This window comes from Fulvivirga aurantia (genome assembly GCF_009711475.1).
Classification (GTDB): Bacteria; Bacteroidota; Bacteroidia; order Cytophagales; family Cyclobacteriaceae; genus Fulvivirga; species Fulvivirga aurantia.
The window spans coordinates 1-3,585 of the sequence record NZ_SMMD01000525.1; the positions used below are offsets into that span (position 1 = coordinate 1).

Annotated in this window: 2 protein-coding genes; one reads left to right on the forward strand and one right to left on the reverse strand. The window is 39.7% G+C overall.

The window, feature by feature from the left end:
• A partial coding sequence (locus E1176_RS04055; protein WP_155209292.1) for an acyl carrier protein phosphodiesterase occupies positions 1–586 on the forward strand: 586 nt, incomplete at its 5' end.
• Positions 587–629: 43 nt separating this feature from the next.
• Here E1176_RS04055 and E1176_RS04060 read toward each other — a convergent pair.
• Positions 630–3,407 (reverse strand): WD40/YVTN/BNR-like repeat-containing protein, encoded by a 2,778-nt coding sequence (locus tag E1176_RS04060; RefSeq protein ID WP_155209293.1) that lies wholly within the window; start codon positions 3,405–3,407, stop codon positions 630–632.
• Positions 3,408–3,585 lie beyond the last annotated feature (178 nt).

A 3,585-nucleotide genomic window follows, 5' to 3' on the forward strand; every position in this document is an offset into this window, starting at 1 on the left:
TTTAGCACACATGCACCTGAGTGGAGAATCGGAAGAGCTATTGGTGGGCAATTTTATAGGTGATTTTGTAAAAGGCAAAGAGTTTAAAAACTACACAAGAAAAATAACCGAGGGCATTTTATTACACAGAGCAATTGATGAATACACTGATAATCATGAAGTTGTCTCTGAAAGCAAAGACAAGCTAAGGAAAAAGTATCGTCACTACGCTGGTGTGATCGTAGACATGTTTTATGATCATTTTTTAGCACTTAATTGGACGAAGTTTCATCATCTACCTCTGCAGGATTTTAGTCAGCATTGCTATACCATCATTGAAAAGTATTTGAAAAAACTGCCCAGAGGAGTTCAGTACATGTTTCCGTATATGCAGGCCAATGATTGGCTATACAATTATTCAAAGGTAGAAGGCCTACAGAGGGCCCTCAATGGCATGTCGAGAAGAACTACTTTTGATTCAAAAATGGAATCGGCAACTGTGGAGTTGAAAAAACACTATGACGAGTTTAACAGTCAGTTTCTTTCTTTTTATCCAGATTTGATATCATTCAGCAACGACTGGATTGAAAGCAATACTATAGACTAAAAAAGAATGTCGCCAAATCTCTTAAGAGCTGGCGACAATACAATTATTTCACTTCAAATCCCTGACTATCGGTTTGTCCATTGGCTGAAATCTCAATGGTGTATTTTCCTTTTTTGATGAAATTATAAACACCTTCAGCTTTCTTCTTTTTAGGAGCATAGCTCACCTTTACATCCCATTTTTCTTTGTTGAAGCCTTTTTTAGCTGAAGAACTCCACGATCTAATCACAGTCCCTTCTTCGTTTTTCACAGAAAAAGTTACTTCCCCTGCATTTTCAATGAAGTAATTTAAATTCACCTGAGGAAGATAAGGCTTTAAATATCCGTATCGGCTCTCTCCCCATCTATATGAGTGACGCACATCATCAACCTCAAATAATACCACCTTCAGGTCAGCATTTCCCGCTATCTTTTGCAGCGGTTTTGCATCCACAATAAAAATGCTTCGACCATGTGTACCTACGACCAATTCATTATCTCTTGGGTGCACTAAAAGATCGTATGTGGCTACATTAGGTATGCTCTTGAGCACTTCCCAGGAGTTGCCTTTGTTCAAACTTATATAAGTACCATGGTCTGTTCCAAGGTATAGAAGGTTCGGATTTACAGGATCCTGGATTAAATCATTGACAACCACATCTGGTAAGTTTGATTTCAATGATTTCCAACTTTGACCATAATCTTCGCTCATATAGATGTAGGTAGAAAAATCATCTTCACGATACCCATTGAGCGATACAAAAACCTCTGCCTGATTGTGTGGTGAAGCAAACACAGCACTTACCCATTTATTGGCTGGCAAGCCGTTATTAATCTTCGCCCAATCTCCTCCTCCACTTTTTGTGACTTGTACGTTTCCGTCATCTGTACCGACATATATGAGTCCGAATTTTAGAGGAGACTCAGAGAATGTAGAAATTGTTGAGAACGGCACATTGCCCTGAGGGAGATTCTTCGTTAAATCCGGGCTTATTGATTCCCACGTGTCTCCTTTATCAAAACTTCTATGCAATCTTTGAGAACCAATGTATACGATGTCCTGGTTATGATCGCTCAACTTCAAAGGTGTTCGCCAGTTAAACCTGAGTTGTGGTTCTCCGATATCATGTTGCGGTGTTATTTTGTCGAAGTCATTAGAACTTCTATCCATTCGGTAATAATTACCAAACTGGAAGCCTGTGTAAATAATATCTTTATTTCTTGCATCAGGAACTACAAACATACCATCACCACCAAAGATACGCTCCCACTTTGCTGTACGGTTAGGTATTGACTTTGACGAACCGACAAGCGTACCATTATCCTGCAACCCTCCATACACGTTGTATGGCTTCTCCATATCTACGTTTACAGTATAAAACTGACCAACAGACATGTTATTGATGTGTCGCCAGTTAGCACCTTCATCGTAGCTTTCATAGAGGCCACCATCATTGCCTAACAGCACATGTTTTGAGTCGCTTGGATCTATCCATAAAGCCTGGTGATCTACATGCACGTCTCCAATAGTATCGATACGCGCATAGGTTTCACCACCATCGGTAGTTTTCAATAAAGGTACTCCGAAAATATACGCCAAATCAGGATTATCTGGTGCTACACGCACTTCCCCAAAATAATAGCCATAGGTGAAGTACACCCCATCCAGATCATAGCTATTCATCTTTTTCCAGGTATCTCCATAATCATCAGACCTATACAATTCTGCCCCTACTACTGATGTATTGAACAAAGCAGCATTGGCATCGCCAAAATAATTGGCTACCGCTTTAGGCTCATATTTTCCTTGCCTGATTTCCTTCTTAAGCAACTGTGGCGTGTACTTCTTCGGAAAGTTATTCTTATCCAGAAAGTTTTTAATTATTTCATCATCAAGCGCCAATAGCTGCTGCACCGTCATGTCCTTAAAATCCTGCAGTTTAAGGTCATCACTTTTATCCTGCTCTTTTTTCTCTTTAGTCTCGGCTTGGTTGTCTAAGAAAGCGTATATAATATTTGGTGAAGACGCAGCTACGTCCAGGCCAATTCTACCTACTTGTTTGCCTTCCGGAAATCCTTCCACGATCTTATTCCAGGTATTTCCGCCATCATCTGATCTGAAAATGGCTGATCCCGGGCCATTGCCTTTAAAATTTGATGCCTTACGCGTACGCTCCCACGAGCTAGCCCATAACTGATCTGGATTTTGGGGATTGATGACCAAATCAATTATACCCGTACTGTCATTTACATACAATGTCTTATTCCAGGTTTCACCTCCATCAGTGGTTTTATAAACACCTCTGGCCTCATTATGTGAGTAAAGTGCCCCCATAGATGCCACCCATATTACATCAGGGTTTTCCGGATGAATAATCACACGACCTATGTGTTGCGTATCTTCTAACCCAATACTCTCCCAGGTTTTGGCTCCATCTGTTGATTTATAAACACCAGAACCCGCATAACTAGACCTACTGCTATTGTTTTCTCCAGTACCAACTACAACAATCTGTGGGTTTGAAGGGGCCAAGGCAATATCTCCAATTCCCAAGGCATCAATTTCATCAAAAACGGGATTGAAAGTAATTCCATGATTTTCAGTTTTAAAAACTCCACCCGATGCATAGGCTACATAGTATTCCTTTTGATTTTGTTCGTTTACCGCAATGTCTACAATTCTTCCGCCTTGTACTACTGGCCCTATATTACGCGCCTCATAGCTGTTTAAGATTGATTTTTCGGCTAGAGCATCGCGCTGCTGATAAGCGTTTTGACTTGTTTGAGCACTTAATTGAATGGAAAGTGCACAACATATAAAAAACAGTGTTTTTCTCATCATATAATTTTTAAATGAAGCACTAAAAATAAGAATTATAATGAAGCTACTGAAATCGGCCTGATTTAAGAATGTTTCCTAATTTTGCAGCAAATTATAATCATTTGATATGCAGAACGATCCAGAACTAAGCGGAAAATATTTAGGCTCAATTACACAGGATTTTGTAATCATTTCTGAA

Bases quoted from the DNA above. Each gene is read 5' to 3' on its own strand.
- E1176_RS04060 (WP_155209293.1), bottom strand. From the start codon at position 3,407: ATGATGAGAAAAACACTGTTTTTTATATGTTGTGCACTTTCCATTCAA.